Genomic DNA, 24,845 nt, shown 5'->3' on the forward strand with positions numbered 1-24,845 from the left:
TTAACATGTTTGTAACTTTTCAGTACCTCCGCATTCTTGAAAGAGAAAACGGGCGTAGTGAGAAGAAGCAAATAAATTTGTATTGGGGCATGCGTGTGACCCTTTCTAACGGGGTTCACTCTCGGAGTCTTCATGCGATGAGCAAGGAGTCATGATGTTAGATATAGTCGAACTGTCGCGCTTACAGTTTGCCTTGACCGCGATGTACCACTTCCTGTTTGTGCCACTGACGCTAGGTATGGCGTTCCTGCTGGCCATCATGGAAACGGTCTACGTCCTTTCCGGCAAACAGATTTATAAAGATATGACCAAGTTCTGGGGCAAGTTGTTTGGTATCAACTTTGCGCTGGGTGTGGCAACCGGTCTGACCATGGAGTTCCAGTTCGGGACTAACTGGTCTTACTACTCTCACTACGTGGGCGATATCTTCGGTGCGCCGCTGGCCATTGAAGGTTTGATGGCCTTCTTCCTCGAATCTACCTTTGTAGGTCTGTTCTTCTTCGGTTGGGATCGTCTGGGCAAAGTTCAGCACATGGCCGTTACCTGGCTGGTGGCGCTGGGCTCCAACCTGTCGGCTCTATGGATCCTTGTCGCTAACGGCTGGATGCAGAACCCGATTGCGTCGGACTTCAACTTTGAAACCATGCGTATGGAGATGGTCAGCTTCTCCGAGCTGGTTCTGAACCCGGTCGCTCAGGTTAAGTTCGTTCACACCGTGGCGTCAGGCTACGTGACCGGCGCGATGTTCATTCTTGCCATCAGCTCCTGGTATATGCTCAAAGGCCGCGACTTTGCTTTCGCCAAGCGCTCCTTCGCTATCGCAGCCAGCTTCGGTATGGCGGCGATTCTCTCCGTTATTGTTCTCGGTGATGAATCCGGCTACGAAATGGGCGACGTGCAGAAAACCAAATTGGCGGCTATCGAAGCGGAATGGGAAACTCAGCCTGCTCCGGCGGCCTTTACCCTGTTTGGTATTCCTGACCAGAAGGCGCAGGAGAACCGCTTCGCGATTCAAATCCCTTTCGCGTTGGGCATTATTGCGACTCGCTCCGTGGATAAACAGGTTACCGGCCTGAAAGACCTGATGGTTCAGCACGAAGAGCGTATTCGTAACGGGATGAAAGCGTACGCGCTGCTGGAGCAATTGCGTGCCGGTTCAACCGACCAGGCCGTTCGCGATCGGTTTAACGACGTGAAGAAGGATCTTGGCTACGGTCTGCTGCTAAAACGCTATACCGACAACGTTTCTGACGCGACGGAAGAGCAGATTGCGCTGGCGACCAAGGACTCTATTCCTGCCGTTGCGCCGCTGTACTTCGCCTTCCGTATCATGGTGGCGTGCGGCGTGCTGATGCTGTTGATTATCGGCGCTTCCTTCTGGAGCGTGATTCGCAACCGCATTGGTGAGAAAAAATGGCTGCTGCGCGCTGCGTTTTATGGTCTGCCGCTGCCGTGGATTGCCGTTGAATCCGGCTGGTTTGTCGCCGAATATGGTCGCCAGCCGTGGGCTATCGGTGAGGTGCTGCCAACGGCTGTCGCGAACTCGTCGCTGACCGCAGGCGACCTGATCTTCTCAATGGTGCTGATCTGTGGCCTGTACACGCTGTTCCTGGTGGCTGAACTGTTCCTCATGTTCAAGTTTGCCCGTAAAGGACCAAGCAGCCTGAAAACCGGTCGCTATCACTTTGAACAGTCCTCTGCGGCTATTCAGTCGGCACGCTAAGACAGGAGTCGTCAAATGATCGATTATGAAGTATTGCGTTTTATCTGGTGGCTGCTGATTGGCATTCTGCTCATTGGTTTTGCTGTCGCCGATGGCTTCGACATGGGGGTGGGGATGCTCACCCGTTTCCTCGGTCGTAACGACACCGAGCGTCGAATTATGATCAACGCCATCGCCCCGCACTGGGATGGAAACCAGGTGTGGCTGATCACCGCCGGCGGCGCGCTGTTTGCCGCCTGGCCGATGGTCTACGCCGCCGCGTTTTCCGGCTTCTATGTGGCAATGATCCTGGTGCTGGCGTCGTTATTCTTCCGCCCGGTAGGTTTCGACTACCGCTCGAAGATTGAGGACAACCGCTGGCGCAACATGTGGGACTGGGGCATCTTCGTCGGCAGCTTCGTGCCGCCGCTGGTGATTGGCGTGGCGTTCGGTAACCTGCTGCAGGGCGTTCCGTTCCACGTTGATGAATATCTGCGCCTGTACTACACCGGCAACTTCTTCCAGCTGCTGAATCCGTTTGGCCTGCTGGCCGGTATTGTCAGCGTGGCGATGATCCTGACGCAGGGCGCGACCTACCTGCAGATGCGTACCGTGGGTGAACTGCACCTGCGCACCCGCTCCGTTTCTACGGTGGCGGCGCTGGTGACGCTGATCGGCTTCGCACTGGCGGGCGTTTGGGTCTACTACGGCATCGACGGTTATGTGGTGAAATCGGTGATGGATCATACCGGCCCGTCTAACCCGCTGACCAAAGAAGTGGCTCGTGAGGCCGGTGCGTGGATGGTGAACTTTAATAACATGCCGGCGCTGTGGGCGATTCCTGCCCTGGGCGTGGCGCTGCCGCTGCTGACCGTCATCTCGACCAAAGCGGACAAAGGCGCGTGGGCATTTCTGTTCTCCTCATTGACGCTGGCGTGCATCATTCTGACTGCCGGTATCGCCATGTTCCCATTCATTATGCCGTCAAGCACGGCGATGAACGCGAGCCTGACCATGTGGGACGCGACCTCCAGCCAGCTGACGCTGAACGTGATGACTTACGTAGCGATTGTCTTCGTACCGATTATTCTGGCCTACACCACCTGGTGTTACTGGAAAATGTTCGGTCGCATTACGCGCGAAGACATCGAAAAGAACACCCATTCGCTGTACTAAGGTAAGGAGCTATATATGTGGTATTTCGCATGGATTTTGGGAACGCTTCTTGCTTGTGCCTTTGGGGTGATTACCGCGCTGGCGCTCGAGCACGTGGAAGCGACCAAAGCAGGTAAAGAAGAACACTGATGAGTATTATCGCTACTCTGTATGCGATAATGGACAAGCGCCCGTTAAGGGCGCTTTCCTTATTGATGGCGCTGGCTTTGGCGGGCTGCATCTTCTGGGATCCGTCGCGCTTTGCGGCCAAAACCAGCGAGCTGGAAATCTGGCACGGTTTCCTGCTGATGTGGGCGGTTTGTACCGGCGTTATCCACGGCGTGGGCTTCCGTCCGCGAGCCATTCACTGGCAGGGAATTTTTTGTCCGCTTATCGCTGATATTGTGCTCGTTTTAGGCCTGTTCTTTTTCTTCTTTTGAATAAGAAATCTCTGTTAACCATATGGGCTTGCATAAGCCCATAAAAATTTACTCCTCGTTTACTTTCCCCCATTCCAAACCACGATTCCCGCGCGTATAGTAGCGAAGTTTGAAAGCACTAACCTTTTGTTGCATTACCGGGATGTAAAGTGAATAAAACGCTGTTTCGATGGCCGGTTCGGGTCTATTACGAAGACACCGACGCCGGTGGTGTGGTTTACCACGCCAGCTACGTCGCTTTCTATGAAAGAGCACGCACAGAGATGCTGCGCCATCATCACTTCAGCCAACAGGTTTTGCTGGCTGAACGAGTTGCCTTTGTGGTTCGCAAAATGACTCTCGAGTATTTTGCGCCCGCCAGACTCGACGACATGCTCGAAATCCAGACGGAGATAACCGCAATGCGCGGTGCTACTCTGGTTTTCACGCAGCGAATCGTCAACGCCGAGAACGTCGTTTTGAATGAAGCTGAGGTTCTTATCGTGTGCGTTGATCCACTCTTAATGAAGCCTCGTGCGCTTCCCAAGTCTATTGTCGCGGAGTTTAAGCAGTGACTGAGATGAATATCCTTGATTTGTTCCTGAAGGCGAGCCTTCTGGTTAAACTTATCATGTTGATTTTAGTTTGTTTTTCTATCGCCTCCTGGGCCATCATTATTCAGAGAACGCGTATCCTCAACTCGGCGTCACGTGAAGCCGAAGCGTTTGAAGATAAATTCTGGTCCGGTATCGAGCTTTCTCGCCTGTATCAGGAAAGCCAGGGCCGTCGCGATAATCTGACCGGTTCGGAACAAATTTTCTACAGCGGTTTCAAAGAGTTTGCCCGTCTGCATCGTGCGAACAGCCACGCGCCGGAAGCGATTGTCGAAGGGGCATCGCGCGCGATGCGTATTTCGATGAACCGCGAGCTGGAATCCCTGGAGACCCACATCCCGTTCCTCGGTACGGTCGGCTCTATCAGTCCGTATATCGGTCTGTTCGGCACCGTTTGGGGGATCATGCACGCCTTTATCGCGCTGGGCGCGGTAAAACAAGCGACGCTGCAAATGGTGGCGCCGGGTATCGCAGAAGCGCTCATCGCGACGGCTATCGGCCTATTTGCCGCTATCCCAGCGGTTATGGCCTATAACCGTCTGAACCAGCGCGTGAACAAACTTGAGCTGAACTACGACAACTTTATGGAAGAGTTCACCGCTATTCTGCACCGTCAGGCGTTTACCAGCAGCGAAAGCAATAAGGGGTAAGCCATGGCCAGAGCACGTGGACGCGGGCGTCGCGAACTGAAGTCCGAGATCAACATCGTTCCGCTGCTGGATGTCCTGTTGGTGCTGCTGCTGATCTTTATGGCGACAGCGCCGATCATTACGCAGAGCGTAGAGGTCGACCTACCGGACGCAACGGAATCGCAGGCGGTGAAAAGCAATGATGAGCCGCCGGTGATCGTTGAAGTTTCCGGCGTCGGGCAGTACAGCGTGAAAGTTGGCCCGGAAACGCTATCGCAGCTGCCGCCGGAACAGGTTATTGCGGAAGCCCGGCGTCGACTTGAGGCGAATGAGAAAACGGTGTTCCTGATCGGCGGCGCTAAAGAGGTGCCATACGATGAGATTATTAAAGCGCTTAACCTGTTGCATAGCGCAGGGGTTAAATCGGTTGGCTTGATGACCAAGCCGATCTAATCGCTCGCAATATGCACGCCCGTCAGCATGTCGGCTTTGGGACAACAGCGTCCCGCGGCGGACGTCGTATAACGGGAACAGGCGAACAGTTTTTGGGAACCGATAGTGTCAAAGGCAACCGAACAAAACGACAAGCTTAAACGAGCGATCATAGTATCAGTCGCGCTGCACATCGTATTGATAGCGCTGCTGATCTGGAGTTCGTTTGACGAGCATCTGGATGCTTCTGCCGGCGGCGGCGGGGGGTCCTCTATCGATGCGGTAATGGTCGATCCGGGGGCGGTTGTAAAGAATTATGACCGCCAACAGCAGCAGCAGGCCAGCGCCCGCCGCGCTGCCGAGCAGCGTGAAAAGCAGGCTCAGCAGCAGGCGGAAGAGCTACGTGAAAAACAGGCCGCTGAGCAGGAACGGCTGAAACAGCTGGAACAGGATCGTCTGCAGGCGCAGGAAGCGGCTAAAGAGGCGAAAGAGCAGCAGAAACAGGCGGAAGAAGCCGCGGCGAAAGCCGCCGCAGCGGCCAAAGCCAAAGCGGACGCACAGGCGAAAGAGGCGCAGGAAGCTGCCGCCAAAGCCGCCGCTGACGCGAAAGCGAAGGCCGATGCTCAGGCGAAAGCCGCCGAAGCGGCCGCGGCGAAAGCGGCGGCGGATGCGAAGAAACAGGCAGAAGCGGAAGCCGCGAAAGCGGCTGCGGACGCGCAGAAGAAAGCCGAAGCCGATGCGGCGAAGAAAGCTCAGCAGGAAGCTGAGAAGAAAGCGCAGCAGCAGGCAGAGAAAAAAGCGCAGCAGGAAGCGGCGAAACAGGCCGCTGCAGAAAAAGCGGCCGCCGAAAAAGCGGCAGAAAAAGCGGCAGAAAAAGCCGCCGCGCAGAAAGCCGCTGCCGAGAAAGCGGCAGCCGACAAAGCCGCCGCAGCGGAAAAAGCCGCCGCCGAGAAAGCCGCGGCAGCTAAAGCCGCAGCAGCAGAGAAGGCCGCCGCGGACAAAGCGGCGAAAGCCGCCGCCGCTAAGGCCGCCGCCGCGAAGAAAGCCGCTGCGGCCAAAGAGGCCAACGGCGTTGACGATCTTCTCGGCGACCTGAGCTCCGGTAAGAATGCGCCGAAAGGTAATACCAGCGGTAGCGCTGGGGGCTCATCTCCTGCTAAAGGAAGTAAGCAGGGGCAGGGTGGGGCATCCCAGGCTGAGATTAATAGCTATATTTCACAGGTTCAGGCTGCGATTAAAGGTCATCTCTATGACTGGGATACCTATAAGGGTAAAACCTGTACTTTACGTGTGAATCTGGCTCAGGATGGAACGCTGTTAAGTGTGAAATCGGAAGGCGGCGATCCGGCGTTCTGTCAGCAAATGCTGGCGGCAACGAGCCGGATGACGAAGTTCCCTAAACCGCCGTCGCAGGCTGTTTATGAAACATTCAAAAATGCGCCACTGGACTTCAAACCTCAGTAATCGTTTTCCCCGTTTATGCGGGGAAAACAAACTTCGGTAGTCCCAGGGTTTTGGTAGTTTTGTGTATTTGAGTTTGTTAACATTCTGCTAAATTATCGTGGGCTTTCCGCCTGGATAAGGGAGATATGATGAAGCAGGCATTACGAGTAGCATTTGGTTTTTTAATGCTGTGGGCGGCAGTGCTGCACGCAGAAGTACGCATCGAGATTACCCAAGGGGTCGACTCGGCACGCCCAATCGGCGTTGTGCCGTTCCAGTGGGCGGGGCAGGGTGCTGCGCCGGAAGATGTGGGCGGTATCGTGGCGGCTGACCTGCGCAACAGCGGCAAGTTTAATCCGCTCGATCGCTCGCGTCTGCCTCAGCAGCCGGGCAGCGCTCAGGAAGTGCAGCCAGCGGCATGGTCTGCGCTGGGCGTTGACGCCGTCGTAGTGGGTCAGGTTACGCAAAACCCTGACGGCTCCTACAACGTGGCCTACCAGTTGGTTGATACCGGCGGCGCGCCGGGTACCGTGCTGGCGCAGAACTCATTTAAAGTCACAAAACAGTATCTGCGCTATGCCGCGCATGCTGCCAGCGACGCTGTATTTGAGAAGCTGACCGGCATCAAGGGCGCCTTCCGTACCCGTATCGCCTATGTGGTGCAGACCAACGGCGGCCAGTTCCCGTACGAACTGCGCGTATCCGACTACGATGGCTACAACCAGTTCCTCGTTCACCGCTCCACCCAGCCGCTGATGTCTCCGGCCTGGTCTCCGGACGGCGCGAAGCTGGCCTATGTAACCTTCGAAAGCGGTCGTTCTGCGCTGGTTGTGCAGACGCTGGCTAACGGCTCCGTTCGTCAGATTGCTTCGTTCCCGCAGCACAACGGCGCGCCGGCATTCTCGCCGGACGGCAGCAAACTGGCCTTCGCCCTGTCGAAAACCGGTAGCCTGAACCTGTACGTGATGGATCTGGGCTCTGGTCAGATTCGTCAGGTGACCAACGGTCGTAGCAACAACACCGAACCAAGCTGGTTCCCGGATAGCCAGAACCTGGCCTTTACCTCCGACCAGGCGGGTCGTCCGCAGGTGTATAAAGTCAATATTAACGGCGGTACGCCGCAGCGTATTACCTGGGAAGGTTCACAAAACCAGGACGCTGACGTGAGCGCTGATGGTAAAACTATGGTAATGGTAAGCTCGGCCGGCGGTCAGCAGCACATTGCCAAACAAGATCTGGAAGCGGGTGGTGTACAGGTTCTGTCATCAACGTTTTTAGATGAAACGCCAAGTCTGGCACCTAACGGCACTATGGTAATCTACAGCTCTTCTCAGGGGATGGGATCCGTGCTGAATCTGGTTTCTACAGATGGGCGTTTCAAAGCGCGTCTTCCGGCAACTGATGGACAGGTAAAATCACCTGCCTGGTCGCCGTATCTGTGATAATAAATAATTGATTATTAAAGGAATCAAAGAAATGCAACTGAACAAAGTGCTGAAAGGGCTGTTGATCGCTCTGCCGGTTATGGCAATCGCGGCATGTTCTTCTAACAAGAACGCCAGCAACGACCAGAGCGGTGAAGGCATGCTGGGTGCCGGCACTGGTATGGACGGTAACGCTAACGGCGGCAACATGTCTTCCGAAGAGCAGGCTCGTCTGCAGATGCAACAGCTGCAGCAGAACAATATCGTTTACTTCGATCTGGACAAATACGATATCCGTTCTGACTTCGCTGCAATGCTGGACGCGCACGCAAACTTCCTGCGTAGCAACCCGTCTTACAAAGTGACCGTAGAAGGTCATGCGGATGAGCGTGGTACGCCGGAATACAACATCGCTCTGGGTGAGCGTCGTGCTAACGCCGTTAAGATGTATCTGCAGGGCAAAGGTGTTTCTGCTGACCAGATCTCCATCGTTTCTTACGGTAAAGAAAAACCTGCAGTACTGGGCCACGACGAAGCGGCTTACGCCAAAAACCGTCGCGCCGTACTGGTTTACTAAGAGAATTGCATGAGCAGTAACTTCAGACATCATCTGTTGAGTCTGTCGTTACTGGTTGGCATAGCGGCCCCCTGGGCCGCTTTTGCTCAGGCGCCAATCAGTAGTGTCGGCTCAGGCTCGGTCGAAGACCGCGTCACTCAACTCGAGCGTATTTCCAATGCGCACAGCCAGCTTTTAACCCAACTCCAGCAGCAACTCTCCGATAATCAGTCCGATATTGATTCCCTGCGCGGTCAAATCCAGGAAAGCCAGTATCAGCTGAATCAGGTTGTTGAGCGCCAGAAGCAGATCCTGCTGCAGATCGATGGTCTGAGCAGCGGCGGCGGCGCAACGGGTGCGCAAACCCAGACCTCAGCGGGCGATCAGGGGGCTGCGGCTAGCGCGCCGGCGGCTTCGTCAGGCGCTCCGGCGTCAACCGGCGATGCCAACACCGATTACAACGCGGCTATTGCGCTGGTGAAGGATCCTTCCCGCCAGGACGACGCCATGGCGGCTTTCCAGAACTTCGTCAAAAAGTATCCTGATTCAACCTACCAGCCGAACGCCAACTACTGGCTCGGTCAGCTGAATTACAACAAGGGTAAAAAAGACGATGCGGCGTACTATTTCGCTTCCGTGGTGAAAAACTACCCTAAATCCCCGAAGGCGCCCGATGCGATGTTTAAAGTCGGCGTTATCATGCAGGACAAAGGCGATACCGCAAAAGCGAAGGCGGTTTACCAGCAGGTGGTCAGTAAATTTCCTGGCACCGATGGGGCCAAACAAGCGCAAAAACGCCTTAACGCACTCGGATGATTATGGCATGACCAGAAATCGCATCATTTCTGGTCTTGTCGCATGAATCCTAAGCAGTTAAGCAATCTTTATCTAAATTGTTGTTGCGCTGAATTCTTAAATCAGTAATATATGCCGCCGTTGCCAAGGGATATCGAATAAGCCCAAAGCGGCAAAAATAGTGGGTCGTTAGCTCAGTTGGTAGAGCAGTTGACTTTTAATCAATTGGTCGCAGGTTCGAATCCTGCACGACCCACCACTAAAAGATGTATCCAGCGCAGTATCGGGTGATTAGCTCAGCTGGGAGAGCACCTCCCTTACAAGGAGGGGGTCGGCGGTTCGATCCCGTCATCACCCACCACTCGGGTCGTTAGCTCAGTTGGTAGAGCAGTTGACTTTTAATCAATTGGTCGCAGGTTCGAATCCTGCACGACCCACCAATTTAACATCGAACTCAGATGTTAAGCGTGAAGGATAACGTTGCGCCAGCAACGGCCCGTAGGGCGAGCGAAAGCGAGTCATCCTGCACGACCCACCAATTATAAATTGGTGACGAGTGAAGAATATTCAGGAAGTACCCGAGCGGGTCGTTAGCTCAGTTGGTAGAGCAGTTGACTTTTAATCAATTGGTCGCAGGTTCGAATCCTGCACGACCCACCATCCTGAATCGTTCCAGTTAGCAGTAAACCCGCAAGGGGTCGTTAGCTCAGTTGGTAGAGCAGTTGACTTTTAATCAATTGGTCGCAGGTTCGAATCCTGCACGACCCACCAATGTAAAAAAGCGCCCTAAAGGCGCTTTTTTGCTATCTGCGATATCCAAGATTCGAACCTGCCGCAGGTTTGAGTCGAACGAAGAGAGACAACGGAGCCGCCTGCGGCGACGGCCGGAAGGGCGAGCGAAGCGAGTCATCCTGCACGACCCACCAATGTAAAAATGGCGCTGGCGGCGCTTTTTTGCTATCCAGCCTTCGCTTAAATATTACAACTATCCCATACTGCGCTATTCCATCTTATCGTTGTGCGCACCCGTGCACGGGCCGGTAGCCCGGACAGATGCGCAGCATCGCCTCCGGGAAATGCTCCTGCTCCCTGAGGGGCAAAATTCCTCACGACATTTTCCGCACAATCGGCTATCTTGTTTAGCATATAAAACACTATGGCCGACTAATACCTCTCTGCAGGCATTATCACGGTCTGAAAGTTAAGCCAGCGAAACGAGACTGCAAGATGAGCGTAATGTTTGACCCGGAAGCGGCGATTTACCCTTTTCCTCCGAAGCCAATGCCGTTAAACCGCGATGAGAAGCACTTTTATCGTGAAAAAATTAAACGCCTGCTGCGCGAGCGCGATGCGGTGATGGTGGCTCATTACTATACCGACCCCGAAATCCAGCAGCTGGCCGAAGAGACCGGCGGCTGTATCTCCGATTCCCTGGAGATGGCGCGCTTCGGCGCCCGACATTCCGCCTCAACGCTGCTGGTTGCCGGCGTGCGCTTTATGGGAGAAACGGCAAAAATCCTCAGTCCGGAAAAAACCATCCTGATGCCCACGCTGCATGCGGAGTGTTCGCTCGATCTGGGCTGTCCGATCGAGGCGTTTAGCGCTTTCTGCGATGCTCATCCGGATCGTACGGTCGTGGTCTACGCCAATACTTCAGCGGCGGTCAAGGCGCGCGCCGACTGGGTTGTGACGTCGAGCATCGCCGTGGAACTCATTGAGCATCTTGATAGCTTGGGTGAAAAAATCATCTGGGCGCCGGACCGCCATTTAGGCAGCTATGTGCAAAAACAGACCGGCGCAGACGTGCTGTGCTGGCAGGGCGCCTGTATAGTTCATGATGAATTCAAAACTCAAGCGCTGGCAAGAATGAAGGCGCTTTATCCCCAGGCCGCGGTGCTGGTTCACCCGGAATCACCGCAGGCGATTGTTGATATGGCTGACGCGGTGGGGTCAACCAGCCAGTTGATCAATGCCGCTAAAACGCTGCCGCACACGCAGCTCATCGTCGCCACCGATCGCGGTATTTTCTACAAAATGCAGCAGGCGGTACCGGAAAAAGAGCTGCTGGAAGCGCCCACGGCAGGCGAAGGGGCAACCTGCCGGAGCTGCGCGCACTGTCCATGGATGGCGATGAACGGCCTGCAGGCGATTGCTGAAGCGCTGGAGAAGGGGGGCGCTGAACATGAAATTCATGTTGATGAGCAGCTGCGGACCGGGGCGCTGGTTCCGCTAAACAGAATGCTCGATTTTGCGGCTACACTTCGGGGATAGATCATTACTGCGTTACAGAACGCTCTGGGGATAAGATGGATTTTTTTAGTACGCAGAACATATTAGTGCATATACCAATTGGCGCCGGGGGATATGACCTGTCGTGGATTGAAGCGGTCGGCACCGTCGCTGGCCTGCTGTGCATCTGGCTGGCGAGCCTGGAGAAGATCGCTAACTATGCCTTCGGGCTGATCAACGTCACGCTGTTTGCCATTATCTTCTTTCAGATCCAGCTCTACGCCAGCCTTCTGCTGCAGATCTTTTTCTTCGCGGCCAACGTCTACGGCTGGTACGCCTGGTCGCGGCAAACCAGTGATAATCAGGCGGAACTGCAAATCCGCTGGCTACCGCTGCCGAAAGCGTTAGGCTGGCTGGCGGCCTGCGTGGTGGCGATTGGCCTGATGACGATATTTATTAACCCGGTGTTCGCGTTTTTGACGCGGATTGCCGTGGCGCTGATGCAAACCCTGGGCCTGCAGGTCGCCATGCCGGAGCTGCAGCCGGACGCCTTCCCGTTCTGGGACTCCTGCATGATGGTGCTCTCCGTCGTAGCGATGATTCTGATGACGCGCAAATATGTCGAAAACTGGCTGCTGTGGGTGATTATAAACGTCATTAGCGTGGTGATTTTCGCCCTGCAGGGCGTCTATGCGATGTCGCTCGAATACCTGCTGCTGACATTTATCGCGCTCAACGGCAGCCGTATGTGGATTAACAGCGCGCGTGAGCGCGGCTCTCACGCGTTTTCCCGTTAATGGTGGTGATGATGTCCATGCCCGGCGTGCGTCATGTTCAGACGGCACTCCGGGCCGCTACAGGGCTGATACTCCATCTGCACCGTAATATGTTCAATCTCATACTTATGCTCCAGGAAGTCGAGGATCCGGTCCAGAAGACCGTCGTGATCGTGCGGCGGTACCACCTGCACGTGCAGCGTCATCACCGTTTTTTCTCCTACCAGCCAGGCATGAACGTGGTGTACGTCGCGAACTTCCGGTATCGAGCGGCGCAAATCGCGTTTTAATGCGTCGACGTTAAGCGAACGCGGCGCGCCCTCCAGCAGTTCATTGACGCTCTCCTGCAGCAGACGCCAGGCGCTGCGCAGAACCAGGCACGACACCAGCACGGACAGAATAGGATCGATAGGCGTCCAGCCGGTGGTGAGGATCACTATCGCGGCAATAATGGCGCCAACCGAACCGAGCAAATCCCCCAGCACGTGCAGCGCGGCGGCGCGCACGTTGAGGTTACGCTCCTCGCTGCCGCGATGCAGGATCCAGAAGGCCAGAATATTGGCCAGCAGCCCGGCAACGGCGATGATCATCATGGTTTTACCGGCAACCGGCTGCGGATGATGAAAGCGCTGAATGGCCTCCCAGACGATCAAAATAGTAATGACCACTAAGGCGATGGCGTTGAGGAAGGCCGCAAGGGTCGTCAGGCGCAGCCAGCCAAAGGTGTGTTGGGCGTTGGGCGGGCGACTGGCGAAACGCACGGCCAGAAAGGCGAACAGCAGCGCCGCGGCGTCCGTCAGCATATGTCCGGCATCGGCCAGCAGCGCCAGCGAACCTGAAATGAGTCCGCCTGCGACCTCAATCAACATGAATCCGGCCGTGACGCAGAACGCCAGCAGCAGCCGACGGGCATTCTTATCTTCGGCGGATGGTGGAGAACGATGCGAGTGCGATTGCCCCATGGTGACATCCCTACATTATTATTTTGATGATTACTTTATGACATGATTCGCATTTTGGGGTGAATAAAATGAAAAAAGGAGAGCCTTAGCTCTCCTTAACGCTGGCATCCCACCTTGATTACTGCGTGGTACCATCAGTTTTTGTCGCGTCTTCCTGGCCGACTTTTTTATCGGTATCCGGGCAGCGGCCATCCTTACACATTGAGTTCTTGTGCACTTCATCGCTCGACATCCCGTCATGGTTCATGGTCGAGCCGTTAGGGTGGAGCATTGTGCCGCCGGTATCAGTGGAACCGGAGTTGATCTTGCCGTTATCGACGTTGTTGGGCGCCACGTTTTCACGCGCGTCGGGGGCGACCTGACCCGCGTCTGCCGCTGAATTGGCCTGCCCATTATTCGACTGCGCGCCGGTATCGGCAGCCAGCGCCGCGCCGCTGGCCAGACCCAGGGTTGCTGCGAGGAGAAGACTGGTTAGCTTGTTCATTTTCATTGGATGCTCCTGTTATGTCGATTTATCGCATTACCTCTTCCAACAGTGCATTTGCCGGAGGTTCTACTCGTTGTGGTTTAAGCTTCGGTATTAGCGAACGGCATTAATATATAATGCTGAATGCTAAAGAAAATTAAGTTCTAACAGTTAAAAATTATAGCTTGTGGCCATTATTCCGCGACTTTATGGCGTTTTTTAGCCTATTTCCAGGAATATTCTGCCGCTACTGTAAAATCATGTTTACACTTTTTGACCGAAGAGATAGATTGGAGGGATTGCAATTAACTAGATAAGTATGGCAACGCTGGAAATAAGATGAATTATCAGAACGACGATTTACGCATTAAAGAGATCAACGAATTATTACCTCCCGTTGCGCTCCTGGAAAAATTCCCTGCTACCGAAAATGCCGCCAATACCGTTGCGCATGCGCGCAAAGCGATCCACCAGATCCTGAAAGGTAACGACGATCGGCTGCTGGTGGTGATTGGCCCGTGCTCCATCCACGATCCGGCGGCGGCGAAAGAGTATGCCGAACGCCTGCTTAAGCTTCGCGAGGAGCTTAAAGGGGAGCTGGAAATCGTGATGCGCGTTTATTTTGAAAAACCGCGCACCACCGTGGGCTGGAAAGGGCTGATCAACGATCCGCATATGGATAACAGCTTCCGCATCAACGATGGCCTGCGGATCGCGCGTAAGCTGCTGCTGGATATTAACGACAGCGGTCTGCCTGCGGCCGGGGAGTTCCTCGATATGATCACCCCGCAGTATCTTGCCGACCTGATGAGCTGGGGCGCGATTGGCGCGCGTACCACTGAGTCACAGGTGCATCGCGAGCTCTCTTCCGGCCTCTCCTGTCCGGTAGGTTTTAAAAATGGCACTGATGGAACCATCAAAGTCGCGATTGACGCTATCAACGCCGCCGGCGCGCCGCACTGTTTCCTGTCGGTGACCAAATGGGGGCATTCGGCGATTGTGAATACCAGCGGTAATAGCGATTGCCATATTATCCTGCGCGGCGGTAAAGAGCCGAACTACAGCGCGCAGCACGTGGCCGAAGTGAAGGTCGGTCTGGCGAAAGCAGGCCTGCCCGCTCAGATCATGATCGATTTCAGCCACGCCAACTCCAGCAAGCAGTTTAAAAAGCAGATGGAGGTCGGCGCAGACGTATGCCAGCAGGTTGCCGGCGGCGAGCGGTCGATTATGGGCGTGATGATCGAAAGCCATCTGGTGGAAGGCAATCAGAGTCTCGACAGCGGCGAGCCGCTGGCCTACGGCAAAAGCATTACCGATGCCTGTATTGGCTGGGAAGATACCGATACGCTTCTTCGTCAGCTGGCGAATGCGGTAAAAGCGCGTCGCGGCTAAGCTTTACGCCGAGTCTCAAAATAAAAAAAGCGTGGATAGCTCCACGCTTTTTTTACATCCCGCGAAAATTACTTCGCTTTACCCTGGTTGGCTACGGCCGCGGCTTTCGCGGCGATCTCGTCGGCGTTACCCAGATAGTAATGTTTGATAGGCTTGAAGTTCTCGTCGAACTCATACACCAGCGGTACGCCGGTCGGGATGTTCAGTTCGAGGATCTCTGCTTCGCCCATATTGTCGAGGTATTTCACCAGCGCGCGCAGGGAGTTGCCGTGAGCGGCGATAATCACGCGCTCACCGCTTTTCAGACGCGGCAGAATCGTTTCGTTCCAGTACGGTACGACGCGGTCGATGGTCAGCGCCAGGCTCTCGGTCGTCGGCAGTTCTGCGTCGGTCAGTTTTGCGTAGCGCGGATCGTGGCCCGGATAGCGCTCGTCGTCTTTAGTCAACTCCGGCGGCGTTACCGCGAAGCCGCGACGCCACTGCTTAACCTGCTCATCACCATATTTTTCAGCGGTTTCCGCTTTGTTCAGACCCTGCAGCGCACCGTAGTGACGCTCGTTCAGTTTCCAGGATTTCTCAACCGGTAGCCAGGCCTGATCCAGTTCGTCCAGCACGTTCCACAAGGTGTGGATGGCGCGTTTCAGCACAGAGGTATAAGCAAAGTCGAAGCTGAAGCCTTCTTCTTTCAGCAGCTTACCGGCCGCTTTTGCTTCACCCACGCCTTTTTCAGACAGGTCAACGTCATACCAACCGGTGAAACGGTTTTCGTTGTTCCATTGGCTTTCGCCGTGACGAACGAGTACCAGCTTAGTTACAGCCATACACTTACTCCTCAATACACGTCATCCTTCGCGCCGCTTCCTCGTTGGCTACTTTTACTCACCCTGGCGACATAGTTGACTATGCTGCCAGGATTCGCTCATGTGCCGCCTTGATGCGACCCGAATGCGGTAGTGTATATATTTATTGATTGATAACTATTCTCATTATATTGCCGTGATTTACCTCACGGCAATGCTTATCCCTAACCATAGCGAAAATAGTCGCTCAGTGTAAGGTGCTTGTAAAACAGAGGTTATGTTTTTGTCTGTAAGTGGCGTAATTTTCAGCGAAAGGATAAAAAAAGCCCTCCATCGGGAGGGCGGGGGATTATTGCGCAATAAACTGATATTCCGTCAGGCTGACGTACTCTTCGCCGGGGCGCAGCACGCAATCCGGCTGCGGCCATTCCGGATGGTTTGGCGAATCCGGCAGAAACTCGCTCTCCAGGGCCAGGCCTTGCCAGTCGTCGTACGGCTGCGCCGTGCGCGACGGCGTACCGGCGAGATAGTTGCCGGAGTAGAACTGCAGGGCCGGCGCGGAGGTATAGACCGTCATCTGCAGCTTTTCATCCTGCGACCAGACGTGGGCCGCCGGGCTTTTGGCATCGCCCAGCGCCTGGAGCAGAAAGGCGTGGTCGTAACCTTTCACTTTCTGCTGGTCTTCATCGCGCAGGAAGTCGTCCGCCAGCACCTTCGGCGTGCGGAAATCGAAGCTGGTCAGGGTGACGTTTTGCAAATCGCCTCCCGGAATACCATCGCTCTCAACGGGCAGATACGCATCAGCAAAGATTTGCAGCTTATGGCTACGCACGTCGCTCTGCACGCCATCGAGGTTAAAATAGACGTGGTTGGTCAGGTTCACCGGGCACGGCTGGTCAACGGTGGCGCGATATTCGATGGCTATCCGGTTATCGTCGGTCAGGCGGTAGCGCGCCGTTGCCGTCAGATTACCGGGGAACCCCTGATCGCCATCGCGGGATGAGAGTGAAAACAGCGCGTGACGATCGTCGGCGCTGACAATCTGCCAGCGGCGCTTGTCAAAACCTTCCGGACCGCCGTGCAGCTGATGCCCCGCCTCGTTGGAAGGCGTCAGATTGACGGTGCGGCCATCAAGGGTAAAGCGGCTGTTGGCAATACGGTTAGCGTAACGGCCGACGGAGGCGCCGAGATAGGCGGCCTGTCGGGTATAGTCGCCAGGGTTCGCGCAGCCGAGCAGCGCTTCGCGTACGCTGCCGTCAGCCAGCGTCACGCGCGCGGAGAGCAGCGTCGCGCCCCAGTCCATCACCGTGACCGTCATGCCTGCGTCGTTACGCAGGGTGAGAAGATTCCACGGCTGGCCGTCCGGCGCCAGCTCCGTTGTTGGGTTTAGCATTGTCCAGCTCCCTGAGACGGTTTGCAGACGTAGAAGGTCTCTTTGATACCGGTTTTCGCTTCATACTCTTTGGCAACGGCCTGCTGTACGGTATCGACCAAATCTTCCGGCACCAGCGCAACGATACAGCCGCCGAAACCGCCGCCGGTCATGCGTACGCCGCCTTTATCGCCGATGGTCGCCTTGACGATGTCCACCAGGGTATCAATCTGTGGGACGGTGATTTCAAAATCATCGCGCATGGAAGCGTGAGATTCCGCCATCAGTTCGCCCATCCGCTGCAGGTCGCCTTTTTCCAGCGCGGCGGCGGCTTCTACGGTGCGCGCGTTCTCGGTCAGCACGTGGCGAACGCGTTTGGCGACCACCGGGTCAAGCTCGTGGGCGACGGCATTGAATTCTTGTAAAGTCACATCGCGCAGGGCGGGCTGCTGGAAGAAACGCGCGCCGGTCTCACACTGCTCGCGGCGGGTGTTGTACTCGCTGCCGACCAGGGTGCGCTTAAAGTTACTGTTGATAATCACTACCGCCACGCCTTTCGGCATCGACACCGCTTTCGTTCCTAAGGTGCGGCAGTCGATTAGCAGGGCATGATCTTTTTTACCGAGCGCGGAGATCAGCTGGTCCATAATGCCGCAGTTGCAGCCGACGAACTGGTTTTCCGCTTCCTGGCCGTTCAGCGCGATCTGCGCGCCGTCGAGCGGCAGATGATACAGCTGCTGGAACACGGTGCCGACGGCGACTTCCAGCGAAGCCGAGGAGCTTAATCCGGCGCCCTGCGGCACGTTGCCGCTGATCAGCAGATCTGCGCCGCCGAAAGCGTTATTCCGCTGCTGCAGGTGCTTAACCACGCCGCGAACATAGTTCGACCACTGCTGGGTATCGTGGCTGGTAATCGGCGAGTCGAGAGAGAATTCATCGGTCTGATTGGCGTAATCGGCGGCAATCACCCGCACGGTACGATCGTCGCGCGGCGCGCAGGCGATGACCGTCTGGTAATCAATGGCGCAGGGCAGTACGAACCCGTCGTTATAGTCGGTATGCTCGCCGATCAGGTTAACGCGGCCTGGGGCCTGGATAACATGGCTGGCCGGATAGCCAAATTTCTCAGCAAACAGGGCTTGGGTGTTCTCTTTCAGACTCATGGTTATACTCCGGATTCGCGAAAATGGACGTCGCTCACAGCGCGCAGACGTTCGGCGGCCTGCTCGGCCGTCAGGTCACGCTGGGTTTCGGCCAGCATTTCATAGCCGACCATAAATTTGCGCACCGTCGCGGAGCGCAGCAGCGGCGGATAAAAATGCGCGTGCAGCTGCCAGTGATTATTCTCTTCATCGTTAAACGGCGCGCCGTGCCAGCCCATCGAGTAGGGGAATGAGCACTGGAACAGGTTGTCGTAACGGCTGGTCAGTTTTTTCAGCGCCAGCGCGAGGTCGCTGCGCTGGTCGTCGGTTAAATCAGTCAGGCGCTGTACGTGCGCTTTCGGCAGCAGCAGCGTCTCAAAGGGCCACGCCGCCCAGTAAGGGACCACCGCGAGCCAGTGTTCGGTCTCGACGACGGTGCGGCTACCGTCGGCTAATTCGCGCTGCGCGTAATCCACCAGCATCGGCGCGCCGTGCTCGGTGAAGTACGCTTTTTGCAGACGATCTTCGCGTTCCGCCTCGTTAGGCAGAAAGCTGTTTGCCCACACCTGGCCATGCGGGTGCGGGTTGGAGCAGCCCATTGCCGCGCCTTTATTTTCAAAAACCTGCACCCACGGGTAGGTTTTTCCAAGGTCGGCGGTCTGCTCCTGCCACGTTTTAACCACGCCTTCCAGCGCCTCTACGCTCAGTTCCGGCAGCGTTTTGCTGTGGTCTGGCGAGAAGCAGATGACCCGGCTGGTGCCGCGGGCGCTCTGACAGCGCATTAGCGGGTCGTCGCTTTCCGGGGCATCTGGGGTATCGGTCATCAAAGCCGCAAAGTCATTGGTAAAAACAAACGTACCGGTGTAGTTCGGGTTTTTGTCGCCGGTGACGCGGGTATTACCCGGGCACAGGAAACAGTCCGGATCGTGCGCGGGCAAGCTCTGTTTTGCCGGCGTTTCCTGCGCCCCCTGCCAGGGGCGCTTGGCGCGATGCGGAGAAACCAGAATCCACTGCCCGGTTAACGGGTTATAACGACGATGTGGATGGTCGACGGGGTTAAATACGCTCATGAAGGTTCCTTAGTCTGGATAACCCTGCGGATGACGGGACTGCCAGTGCCAGGTGTCCTGCGCCATTTCGTCAAGGTTGCGCGTCACGCGCCAGTTCAGCTCGCGATCGGCCTTTTCAGCGTCCGCCCAGTAGGCCGGGAGGTCGCCTTCGCGGCGCGAAGTGGTAGTTAATCGGTTTGCCGCAGGCTTTGCTAAAAGCGTTGACCACGTCGAGCACGCTGCTGCCGACGCCTGCGCCAAGGTTATAGATATGCACGCCGGCTTTATCAGCCAGTTTTTCCATCGCCGCGACGTGGCCGTCGGCCAGGTCCATCACGTGAATGTAGTCGCGCACGCCGGTGCCATCTTCGGTTGGGTAGTCGTTGCCGAATACCGCCAGCGATTCACGACGGCCGACCGCGACCTGCGCGATATACGGCATCAGGTTGTTCGGGATGCCCTGCGGATCTTCACCCATATCGCCCGACGGATGCGCGCCGACCGGGTTGAAGTAGCGCAGCAGTGCGATGCTCCACTCCGGCTGCGCTTTTTGCAGGTCAGTGAGGATCTGCTCGACCATCAGCTTGCTTTTACCGTACGGGCTCTGCGGAGTCCCGGTCGGGAAGCTTTCGACATAAGGGATTTTTGGCTGGTCGCCGTACACGGTGGCGGAGGAGCTGAAAATAAAGTTTTTCACGCCCGCGGCGCGCATGGCGGAAACGAGTTTCAGTGTGCCGGTCACGTTGTTGTCGTAGTATTCCAGCGGCTTGGCGACGGATTCGCCGACGGCTTTCAGGCCGGCGAAATGGATCACCGCTTCAATAGCGTGATCGTGAAGGATTTCCGTCATCAGCGCTTCGTTACGAATGTCGCCTTCGACAAAGGTGGCGCTTTTCCCGCCGAGACGTTCAATGATTGGCAGTACGCTGCGTTTACTGTTGCAGAGATTGTCGAGAATAATCACTTCGTGTCCCTGCAGTAGCAGTTGAACGCAGGTGTGACTTCCAATGTAACCGCTACCACCTGTAACCAGTACTTTCATGATTCGCTCCAATAGGCTTATCGTGTGAGAAGAAGATAGCATACCAAAGAAGCCAAAAGTGTGACACAGGCCAAATTGGTGGAATCGTTTACACTAAAATTTCCAATCGGGCCATTTTGGTTTTTTCATTGTAAAAACAGAGTGATGGGGTGTGTGATAGCTATTATTCTGAAAAAATCAGGGATCCGCAGACCCCTGTACAGGCTTAATTTTGCAGCGGACCCTGCTGGTAAGTGTAACCGTCTCCACTCCTCACAAAGGCCAGACGGTGGGTAATGCAGTCCGGGGCGTCTTCGGCGTGATGGGAGACAAACAGCAGCTGCGTCGCCCCTTCGCTAATCAGCACATCAACGAAGCGACGCACCAGCTGACGGTTGAGCGGGTCCAGCCCCTGTAGCGGTTCATCGAGAATCAGCAGGGTCGGGTGTTTGACCAGGGCGCGGACGATCAGCGCCAGCCGCTGCTGCCCCCAGGAGAGGCTGTGGAACGGCGCGTCGGCGGTGCGTTGGTCGATACCCAGAATATCCAGCCAGTTTTGCACCAGCTTGTGCTGCTTATCGGAAACGGCCTGGTAGATGCCGATCGAGTCGAAGTAGCCCGAGAGAATCACGTTACGCACGTTGGTGCTGACGCGGTATTCAAGGTGCAGGCTGCTGCTGACGTAACCAATATGTTTTTTGATATCCCAGATGGTTTCACCGCTGCCGCGGCGGCGGCCAAACAGGGTCAGATCGTTACTGTATCCCTGGGGATGGTCGCCGGTGACCAGACTGAGTAGCGTCGATTTACCGGCGCCGTTGGGGCCGACGATCTGCCAGTGCTCGCCGGGATTGACCGTCCAACTGAGGCGATTAATGATCGGGCGGTCGTTGTAAGAAACCAGACCGTCGTTTAGCACGATGAGCGGCGCTTTGCTGTCTAGCGCAAGGCGCGCGGCGGGGGCGTCGGGTTCTGGCAGCGTCATGCCGCCAAGCTTTTCGCTATGCGCGAGCTGGGCAATCAGCGCCTGCTGCAGCAGAGCCTGCTTTTCGCCGGTGTCGCTCAGCACGCAGTCCGCCAGCACCCCGGCATACTGCACGAACGCCGGGATCTCGTCGAAACGATTGAGAACCAGAACAAGGGCGATACCTTCGTCGTTCAGCCTGGCCAACATCTCGGCGAGCTGCTGGCGCGAGGCGACATCGAGGCCGTCGAACGGCTCATCAAGGATAAGCAGGTCGGGATCGCCCATCAGCGCCTGGCACAGCAGGGTCTTGCGCGTTTCACCGGTAGAGAGGTATTTAAAGCGGCGCTCGAGCAGGTGGCTAATGGCAAATTGTTCAGCAAGGCGAGCGCAGCGGGTGGCGTCTTTAAACTCATCCTGGATAATTTCCGCCGTCGTGCGCCCGGTATCTTCTTCTCCCGGGCTGAGCAAATCGGTGTTGTTACGCTGCCACTCATCGCTGACCAGCTTTTGCAGCTGCTCAAAAGAGAGACGGGTGATGCGCGAGAAGGTGCACTCGCGCTGCCCGCTTAGCAGGGGCAGCTCGCCGGATAACGCCCGCGCAAGCGCCGACTTCCCGCTACCGTTGCTGCCGACGAAAGCCCAGCTTTCGCCAGCCCGCACGCTGAGGTGTTCAATATTTAACGTTTTGGTATCGCTAAGACGAAACGTGCCTTGCGAAATTTGCAACAATGACATTGTGTATCCCACTTTTTGCAGCGATGTACTTCAGGGATACGTCTTCGTGAGCGCAATGTCAATGCCGTTAGCACAACGTGGCAAGAATGATGCGATCGGCGTTAAAATATGCTATCGCCTCCGCCCCTTCCGCCAGATCGCGCGTCTGTTCTAGCGGCAGGGTGGCGCAGAGGCTCTGCCCATCCGGGAGCGCCATGAGCACTTCGCACTGCTCCGGCCCGCGTTCGATGTGGATGATACGTCCGGCCAGCTGGTTGTCGGCCTGTTGCGCCAGGGCCGCATCCTGGGTCATGCCGACCCACGGCGCTTTGAGCAGCACTAATACTTCCTGGCCTTCAGCAAGGCCCAGACGATCGGCGCTTTGGGCGGTAATGGCGACTTTAAAGCGGGTTTGCCCATCGGCCAGCAGGACTTCAACGTGCTGCTGGACCTGCTGATGGTCGCGGCCGGTAATGGTGCCGAACCACTGGTTGCGCGCGCTGGTCTGCAGAGAGAATCGCGAAATGGCGGCCAGCAGGCTGTCGAGGGGAAGGGCATCATCATCGCTCAGGACATCGAACGCTTTCTGCTGAATCTGCGCCAGCAGGTCGTAAAGCTGAATCAGCCGCTGCCCGTAGCGGGTGAGGACCGCGCCGCCGCCGCCTTTGCCGCCGGTCGCACGGTCGACCAGTGGCTGCTCGCTGAGCTGATTCATGTCATTAATCGCATCCCATGCGCTTTTATAGCTGATGCCCGCGTTTTTTGCCCCCTGGCTAATTGAGCCGGTCTGGTCAATCTGTTTCAGCAGGGCGATACGGCGGGGATCGGCGAACAGGCGCTGCTGTAATTTGAGGGTAAGAAGGATTTCAGCCTGCATAATCATATCCTGATGAAAAAGAGTATTGTGACCGATAGCGGTCATCTTGCAAGATGCATCTCTCACGGTGGCCAGTGAGGCACCGCACAAATGGGGCGTGTTTTTCCGGCTGAATTAGTTACAATAAACTATCCGTACTTTCTGGAGCCAACCATGTTAGAGCTATTGAAAAGTCTGGTTTTTGCCGTAGTCATGGTCCCTGTGGTGATGGCTATCATCCTGGGCTTGATTTACGGGCTGGGCGAAGTGTTTAACCTCTTCTCCGGAGCCGGTCATAAAGACAGCAGACCGCAAAACCACTGATTTCCCCCGCGCCCGGTTCTCCCGGGCGTTTTTATTTGTCCCCCCTCCATTGAGCCGTTACTGATTACCCCTAATTTTCGCTGGGAAAATCTTAGCGCTATCGTTATATTGTCTACTACATAACGAACCGACGGGAGTTTCAGATGACAGGTCAATGGTTACGCTTTATCGCTGGGGCAACGTTAACGTTTTCCGTTGCGGGTCACGCGCTGGCGGAAGAGGGCAAGGTGACGGTTTTTGCCGCGGCATCGCTCACCAACGCCATGCAGGATATCGCTAAAGAGTATAAGAAAGAGAAGAACGTTGATGTTGTCTCTTCTTTTGCGTCTTCATCGACCCTGGCGCGACAGATTGAAGCGGGCGCGCCGGCGGATCTGTTTATCTCCGCCGACCAGAAATGGATGGATTACGCGGTCGAGAAAAAAAGCATTGATACCGCATCACGCGCGACGCTGCTCGGCAATAGCCTGGTGGTCGTGGCGCCGAAGGCCAGCGCTCAGGGCGATATCAGTATTAATGATAAAACCGACTGGACCAGCCTGCTGAAAGGCGGTCGTCTGGCCGTTGGCGACCCGGAGCACGTGCCGGCCGGCATCTATGCGAAAGAAGCGCTGCAAAAACTGGGTGCCTGGGAGACGCTGTCGCCGAAGCTGGCTCCGGCGGAAGACGTGCGCGGCGCGCTGGCTCTGGTTGAGCGCAGCGAAGCGCCGTTGGGGATCGTGTACGGCTCTGATGCGGTCGCCAGCAAGGGCGTAAAAGTTGTCGGTACCTTCCCGGAAGATTCCCATAAGAAAGTGGAATATCCGCTGGCCATCGTCGACGGGCATAAAAATGCCACGGTCAGCGCGTTTTATGACTATCTTAAAGGGCCGGAAGCTTCCGCCATCTTTAAACGTTACGGATTTTCTACCCACTAATGTTCTTAAGCGATCCTGAATGGCAGGCGGTACTGCTGAGCCTGAAAGTCTCATCCCTGGCGGTGTTACTGAGCTTGCCTTTTGGCATCTTTTTTTCCTGGCTGCTGGTTCGCCGGGATTTCCCCGGTAAAGCGCTGCTCGATAGCCTTCTCCACCTGCCGCTGGTATTACCGCCGGTGGTGGTGGGGTATCTGTTGCTGATCGCGATGGGAAGACGGGGTTTTATCGGCAGCTGGCTGTACGACTGGTTTGGTCTGAGCTTTGCGTTTAGCTGGCGCGGCGCGGTACTGGCGGCGGCGGTGATGTCCTTTCCGCTGATGGTGCGGGCCATTCGCCTCGCGCTGGAAGGGGTCGACATCAAGCTTGAGCAGGCGGCGCGTACCCTCGGCGCCGGCCGCTGGCGGGTGTTTTTCACGATTACGCTACCGTTGACGCTACCCGGCATTATCGTCGGCACCGTGCTGGCTTTCGCCCGCTCGCTGGGCGAGTTTGGCGCCACCATCACGTTTGTTGCCAATATTCCTGGGGAAACGCGCACCATCCCTTCGGCAATGTATACCCTGATTCAGACTCCCGGCGGCGAAGGCGCGGCCGCGCGTTTATGCCTGATTTCGATTGCGCTGGCGCTGGTATCGCTGCTGATTTCCGAATGGCTGGCCCGCCTTAGCCGTCAGCGGATGGGGAAATAA

General features: G+C 56.1%; 25 protein-coding genes, 5 tRNA genes, 1 other RNA gene and 1 pseudogene. 23 read left to right on the forward strand and 9 right to left on the reverse strand.

Features of this window, described 5'->3' with window-relative positions; all coding sequences use genetic code 11:
- Nucleotides 1-154 precede the first annotated feature (154 nt).
- From cydA to pnuC, 19 genes are all read left to right on the forward strand, one after another.
- Nucleotides 155-1,723, forward strand: a complete 1,569-nt coding sequence (gene cydA / locus BWI76_RS08495; protein ID WP_004133409.1) for a cytochrome ubiquinol oxidase subunit I — start codon at nucleotides 155-157, stop codon at nucleotides 1,721-1,723.
- A 15-nt stretch (nucleotides 1,724-1,738) separates the two neighbouring features.
- Nucleotides 1,739-2,878 (forward strand): cytochrome d ubiquinol oxidase subunit II, encoded by a 1,140-nt coding sequence (gene cydB / locus BWI76_RS08500; RefSeq protein ID WP_004133408.1) that lies wholly within the window; start codon nucleotides 1,739-1,741, stop codon nucleotides 2,876-2,878.
- A gap of 15 nt (nucleotides 2,879-2,893) precedes the next feature.
- Entirely contained in the window at nucleotides 2,894-3,007 is a 114-nt protein-coding gene (gene cydX, locus BWI76_RS08505) for a cytochrome bd-I oxidase subunit CydX (protein ID WP_004100325.1), read from the forward strand.
- Nucleotides 3,007-3,297 carry a cyd operon protein YbgE gene (gene ybgE, locus BWI76_RS08510; protein WP_004100327.1) on the forward strand — a complete coding sequence of 97 codons (291 nt, stop codon included), beginning with the start codon at nucleotides 3,007-3,009 and terminating at the stop codon, nucleotides 3,295-3,297. The genes cydX and ybgE overlap by 1 nt, the downstream gene beginning before the upstream one ends.
- 149 nt (nucleotides 3,298-3,446) lie before the next feature.
- Nucleotides 3,447-3,851 carry a tol-pal system-associated acyl-CoA thioesterase gene (gene ybgC, locus BWI76_RS08515; protein WP_004133404.1) on the forward strand — a complete coding sequence of 135 codons (405 nt, stop codon included), beginning with the start codon at nucleotides 3,447-3,449 and terminating at the stop codon, nucleotides 3,849-3,851.
- Nucleotides 3,848-4,540: a Tol-Pal system protein TolQ gene (tolQ, locus tag BWI76_RS08520; protein WP_004100332.1), complete on the forward strand. Its 693-nt coding sequence runs from the start codon at nucleotides 3,848-3,850 to the stop codon at nucleotides 4,538-4,540. The genes ybgC and tolQ overlap by 4 nt, the downstream gene beginning before the upstream one ends.
- A gap of 3 nt (nucleotides 4,541-4,543) precedes the next feature.
- Nucleotides 4,544-4,972, forward strand: a complete 429-nt coding sequence (tolR, locus tag BWI76_RS08525) for a colicin uptake protein TolR (protein WP_004130580.1) — start codon at nucleotides 4,544-4,546, stop codon at nucleotides 4,970-4,972.
- Between the two features lie 105 nt (nucleotides 4,973-5,077).
- Nucleotides 5,078-6,415, forward strand: a complete 1,338-nt coding sequence (gene tolA / locus BWI76_RS08530; protein ID WP_004133402.1) for a cell envelope integrity protein TolA — start codon at nucleotides 5,078-5,080, stop codon at nucleotides 6,413-6,415.
- A 128-nt stretch (nucleotides 6,416-6,543) separates the two neighbouring features.
- Nucleotides 6,544-7,836 carry a Tol-Pal system beta propeller repeat protein TolB gene (gene tolB / locus BWI76_RS08535; RefSeq protein WP_004133400.1) on the forward strand — a complete coding sequence of 431 codons (1,293 nt, stop codon included), beginning with the start codon at nucleotides 6,544-6,546 and terminating at the stop codon, nucleotides 7,834-7,836.
- 34 nt (nucleotides 7,837-7,870) lie between these two features.
- Nucleotides 7,871-8,395, forward strand: coding sequence for a peptidoglycan-associated lipoprotein Pal (gene pal / locus BWI76_RS08540; RefSeq protein ID WP_004100337.1), 525 nt, complete (start codon nucleotides 7,871-7,873; stop codon nucleotides 8,393-8,395).
- Between the two features lie 9 nt (nucleotides 8,396-8,404).
- Nucleotides 8,405-9,190 carry a cell division protein CpoB gene (gene cpoB / locus BWI76_RS08545; RefSeq protein WP_004133399.1) on the forward strand — a complete coding sequence of 262 codons (786 nt, stop codon included), beginning with the start codon at nucleotides 8,405-8,407 and terminating at the stop codon, nucleotides 9,188-9,190.
- A gap of 162 nt (nucleotides 9,191-9,352) precedes the next feature.
- Nucleotides 9,353-9,428 (forward strand) — tRNA-Lys (locus tag BWI76_RS08550).
- A gap of 26 nt (nucleotides 9,429-9,454) precedes the next feature.
- A tRNA-Val gene (locus BWI76_RS08555) sits at nucleotides 9,455-9,530 on the forward strand.
- A 3-nt stretch (nucleotides 9,531-9,533) separates the two neighbouring features.
- Nucleotides 9,534-9,609, forward strand: a tRNA-Lys gene (locus BWI76_RS08560).
- Nucleotides 9,610-9,753: 144 nt separating this feature from the next.
- Nucleotides 9,754-9,829, forward strand: a tRNA-Lys gene (locus BWI76_RS08565).
- Between the two features lie 35 nt (nucleotides 9,830-9,864).
- Nucleotides 9,865-9,940 (forward strand) — tRNA-Lys (locus BWI76_RS08570).
- Nucleotides 9,941-9,969: 29 nt separating this feature from the next.
- Nucleotides 9,970-10,095, forward strand: a non-coding RNA gene (locus tag BWI76_RS08575) — RtT sRNA.
- 301 nt (nucleotides 10,096-10,396) lie between these two features.
- A complete protein-coding gene (gene nadA, locus BWI76_RS08580; RefSeq protein ID WP_004135004.1) occupies nucleotides 10,397-11,440 on the forward strand; it encodes a quinolinate synthase NadA in 1,044 nt (347 codons plus the stop codon).
- Between the two features lie 35 nt (nucleotides 11,441-11,475).
- The gene (pnuC, locus tag BWI76_RS08585) at nucleotides 11,476-12,195 is read left to right on the forward strand and encodes a nicotinamide riboside transporter PnuC (protein WP_049086250.1); all 720 of its coding nucleotides are present in this window, start codon (nucleotides 11,476-11,478) and stop codon (nucleotides 12,193-12,195) included.
- Here the strand turns inward: pnuC and zitB are convergent.
- Entirely contained in the window at nucleotides 12,192-13,136 is a 945-nt protein-coding gene (gene zitB, locus BWI76_RS08590; RefSeq protein ID WP_004135002.1) for a CDF family zinc transporter ZitB, read from the reverse strand. The two genes, pnuC and zitB, sit on opposite strands and share 4 nt — an antisense overlap.
- Before the next feature lie 118 nt (nucleotides 13,137-13,254).
- Nucleotides 13,255-13,626 carry a YbgS-like family protein gene (locus BWI76_RS08595; protein ID WP_004135000.1) on the reverse strand — a complete coding sequence of 124 codons (372 nt, stop codon included), beginning with the start codon at nucleotides 13,624-13,626 and terminating at the stop codon, nucleotides 13,255-13,257.
- A gap of 315 nt (nucleotides 13,627-13,941) precedes the next feature.
- Here BWI76_RS08595 and aroG point away from each other — a divergent pair, with 315 nt between their 5' ends.
- The gene (gene aroG, locus BWI76_RS08600) at nucleotides 13,942-14,994 is read left to right on the forward strand and encodes a 3-deoxy-7-phosphoheptulonate synthase AroG (protein ID WP_004134998.1); all 1,053 of its coding nucleotides are present in this window, start codon (nucleotides 13,942-13,944) and stop codon (nucleotides 14,992-14,994) included.
- A gap of 68 nt (nucleotides 14,995-15,062) precedes the next feature.
- Here aroG and gpmA read toward each other — a convergent pair whose 3' ends face one another.
- From gpmA to modE, 7 genes and pseudogenes are all read right to left on the reverse strand, one after another.
- Nucleotides 15,063-15,815 carry a 2,3-diphosphoglycerate-dependent phosphoglycerate mutase gene (gene gpmA / locus BWI76_RS08605; RefSeq protein ID WP_004100351.1) on the reverse strand — a complete coding sequence of 251 codons (753 nt, stop codon included), beginning with the start codon at nucleotides 15,813-15,815 and terminating at the stop codon, nucleotides 15,063-15,065.
- Nucleotides 15,816-16,143: 328 nt separating this feature from the next.
- Entirely contained in the window at nucleotides 16,144-17,187 is a 1,044-nt protein-coding gene (gene galM, locus BWI76_RS08610) for a galactose-1-epimerase (protein ID WP_004134996.1), read from the reverse strand.
- Nucleotides 17,181-18,329: a galactokinase gene (galK, locus tag BWI76_RS08615; RefSeq protein ID WP_049090108.1), complete on the reverse strand. Its 1,149-nt coding sequence runs from the start codon at nucleotides 18,327-18,329 to the stop codon at nucleotides 17,181-17,183. Before galK ends, galM begins: the two co-directional genes overlap by 7 nt.
- A gap of 2 nt (nucleotides 18,330-18,331) precedes the next feature.
- Complete coding sequence (gene galT / locus BWI76_RS08620; RefSeq protein ID WP_004130601.1) at nucleotides 18,332-19,378, reverse strand: galactose-1-phosphate uridylyltransferase; 1,047 nt, start codon at nucleotides 19,376-19,378, stop codon at nucleotides 18,332-18,334.
- A 9-nt stretch (nucleotides 19,379-19,387) separates the two neighbouring features.
- Nucleotides 19,388-20,399: pseudogene (gene galE / locus BWI76_RS08625) on the reverse strand (UDP-glucose 4-epimerase GalE).
- A gap of 205 nt (nucleotides 20,400-20,604) precedes the next feature.
- Entirely contained in the window at nucleotides 20,605-22,080 is a 1,476-nt protein-coding gene (gene modF, locus BWI76_RS08630; protein ID WP_004134993.1) for a molybdate ABC transporter ATP-binding protein ModF, read from the reverse strand.
- A 67-nt stretch (nucleotides 22,081-22,147) separates the two neighbouring features.
- Nucleotides 22,148-22,936, reverse strand: a complete 789-nt coding sequence (gene modE / locus BWI76_RS08635) for a molybdenum-dependent transcriptional regulator (protein WP_004134991.1) — start codon at nucleotides 22,934-22,936, stop codon at nucleotides 22,148-22,150.
- Nucleotides 22,937-23,089: 153 nt separating this feature from the next.
- Between modE and BWI76_RS08640 the strand changes: the two genes are divergently transcribed.
- The 3 genes from BWI76_RS08640 (at nucleotide 23,090) to modB (ending at nucleotide 24,845) form a co-directional block, all read left to right on the forward strand.
- Nucleotides 23,090-23,239, forward strand: coding sequence for an AcrZ family multidrug efflux pump-associated protein (locus BWI76_RS08640; RefSeq protein WP_004134988.1), 150 nt, complete (start codon nucleotides 23,090-23,092; stop codon nucleotides 23,237-23,239).
- Between the two features lie 143 nt (nucleotides 23,240-23,382).
- Entirely contained in the window at nucleotides 23,383-24,156 is a 774-nt protein-coding gene (gene modA / locus BWI76_RS08645; protein WP_024360159.1) for a molybdate ABC transporter substrate-binding protein, read from the forward strand.
- Nucleotides 24,156-24,845, forward strand: a complete 690-nt coding sequence (modB, locus tag BWI76_RS08650; protein WP_004134985.1) for a molybdate ABC transporter permease subunit — start codon at nucleotides 24,156-24,158, stop codon at nucleotides 24,843-24,845. The genes modA and modB overlap by 1 nt, the downstream gene beginning before the upstream one ends.

The sequence above is a fragment of the Klebsiella sp. M5al genome, assembly GCF_002090195.1.
Classification (GTDB): Bacteria; Pseudomonadota; Gammaproteobacteria; order Enterobacterales; family Enterobacteriaceae; genus Klebsiella; species Klebsiella grimontii.

What these genes read in the sequence shown, in the direction of transcription:
- cydA (WP_004133409.1), top strand. Translation starts at nt 155, where the DNA reads ATGTTAGATATAGTCGAACTGTCGCGCTTACAGTTTGCCTTGACCGCG.
- cydB (WP_004133408.1), top strand. Translation starts at nt 1,739, where the DNA reads ATGATCGATTATGAAGTATTGCGTTTTATCTGGTGGCTGCTGATTGGC.
- cydX (WP_004100325.1), top strand. Translation starts at nt 2,894, where the DNA reads ATGTGGTATTTCGCATGGATTTTGGGAACGCTTCTTGCTTGTGCCTTT.
- ybgE (WP_004100327.1), top strand. Translation starts at nt 3,007, where the DNA reads ATGAGTATTATCGCTACTCTGTATGCGATAATGGACAAGCGCCCGTTA.
- tolR (WP_004130580.1), top strand. Translation starts at nt 4,544, where the DNA reads ATGGCCAGAGCACGTGGACGCGGGCGTCGCGAACTGAAGTCCGAGATC.
- tolB (WP_004133400.1), top strand. Translation starts at nt 6,544, where the DNA reads ATGAAGCAGGCATTACGAGTAGCATTTGGTTTTTTAATGCTGTGGGCG.
- pal (WP_004100337.1), top strand. Translation starts at nt 7,871, where the DNA reads ATGCAACTGAACAAAGTGCTGAAAGGGCTGTTGATCGCTCTGCCGGTT.
- cpoB (WP_004133399.1), top strand. Translation starts at nt 8,405, where the DNA reads ATGAGCAGTAACTTCAGACATCATCTGTTGAGTCTGTCGTTACTGGTT.
- nadA (WP_004135004.1), top strand. Translation starts at nt 10,397, where the DNA reads ATGAGCGTAATGTTTGACCCGGAAGCGGCGATTTACCCTTTTCCTCCG.
- pnuC (WP_049086250.1), top strand. Translation starts at nt 11,476, where the DNA reads ATGGATTTTTTTAGTACGCAGAACATATTAGTGCATATACCAATTGGC.
- zitB (WP_004135002.1), bottom strand. Translation starts at nt 13,136, where the DNA reads ATGGGGCAATCGCACTCGCATCGTTCTCCACCATCCGCCGAAGATAAG.
- BWI76_RS08595 (WP_004135000.1), bottom strand. Translation starts at nt 13,626, where the DNA reads ATGAAAATGAACAAGCTAACCAGTCTTCTCCTCGCAGCAACCCTGGGT.
- aroG (WP_004134998.1), top strand. Translation starts at nt 13,942, where the DNA reads ATGAATTATCAGAACGACGATTTACGCATTAAAGAGATCAACGAATTA.
- gpmA (WP_004100351.1), bottom strand. Translation starts at nt 15,815, where the DNA reads ATGGCTGTAACTAAGCTGGTACTCGTTCGTCACGGCGAAAGCCAATGG.
- galM (WP_004134996.1), bottom strand. Translation starts at nt 17,187, where the DNA reads ATGCTAAACCCAACAACGGAGCTGGCGCCGGACGGCCAGCCGTGGAAT.
- galK (WP_049090108.1), bottom strand. Translation starts at nt 18,329, where the DNA reads ATGAGTCTGAAAGAGAACACCCAAGCCCTGTTTGCTGAGAAATTTGGC.
- galT (WP_004130601.1), bottom strand. Translation starts at nt 19,378, where the DNA reads ATGAGCGTATTTAACCCCGTCGACCATCCACATCGTCGTTATAACCCG.
- modF (WP_004134993.1), bottom strand. Translation starts at nt 22,080, where the DNA reads ATGTCATTGTTGCAAATTTCGCAAGGCACGTTTCGTCTTAGCGATACC.
- modE (WP_004134991.1), bottom strand. Translation starts at nt 22,936, where the DNA reads ATGCAGGCTGAAATCCTTCTTACCCTCAAATTACAGCAGCGCCTGTTC.
- BWI76_RS08640 (WP_004134988.1), top strand. Translation starts at nt 23,090, where the DNA reads ATGTTAGAGCTATTGAAAAGTCTGGTTTTTGCCGTAGTCATGGTCCCT.
- modA (WP_024360159.1), top strand. Translation starts at nt 23,383, where the DNA reads ATGACAGGTCAATGGTTACGCTTTATCGCTGGGGCAACGTTAACGTTT.
- modB (WP_004134985.1), top strand. Translation starts at nt 24,156, where the DNA reads ATGTTCTTAAGCGATCCTGAATGGCAGGCGGTACTGCTGAGCCTGAAA.